Annotated in this window: 1 protein-coding gene; it reads left to right on the forward strand. The window is 52.4% G+C overall.

Annotation, left to right across the window (positions count from 1 at the left end; genetic code table 11):
• On the forward strand, positions 1-618 hold a 618-nt coding region (locus tag AB8804_RS23285; RefSeq protein WP_044705022.1), incomplete at both ends, for an EF-Tu/IF-2/RF-3 family GTPase.

The raw sequence follows: 618 nt of genomic DNA on the forward strand, positions 1-618 counted from the left end.
GAAAATCATCGAACTGGCTGGCTACCTGGATTCTTACATCCCAGAACCAGAGCGTGCGATTGACAAGCCATTCCTGCTGCCAATCGAAGACGTATTCTCCATCTCCGGTCGTGGTACCGTTGTTACCGGTCGTGTAGAGCGCGGTATCATCAAAGTTGGCGAAGAAGTTGAAATCGTTGGTATCAAAGAGACTGCGAAGTCTACCTGTACTGGCGTTGAAATGTTCCGCAAACTGCTGGACGAAGGCCGTGCTGGTGAGAACGTTGGTGTTCTGCTGCGTGGTATCAAGCGTGAAGAAATCGAACGTGGTCAGGTTCTGGCGAAGCCAGGCTCAATCAAGCCACACACCAAGTTCGAATCTGAAGTGTACATTCTGTCCAAAGACGAAGGCGGCCGTCATACTCCGTTCTTCAAAGGCTACCGTCCACAGTTCTACTTCCGTACAACTGACGTGACCGGTACCATCGAACTGCCAGAAGGCGTAGAGATGGTAATGCCAGGCGACAACATCAAGATGGTTGTGACGCTGATCCACCCAATCGCGATGGACGACGGTCTGCGTTTCGCAATCCGTGAAGGCGGCCGTACCGTTGGCGCGGGCGTTGTTGCTAAAGTTCT

It is taken from the genome of Enterobacter sp. KBR-315C3_2022 (assembly GCF_041399425.1).
GTDB lineage: Bacteria > Pseudomonadota > Gammaproteobacteria > Enterobacterales > Enterobacteriaceae > Enterobacter.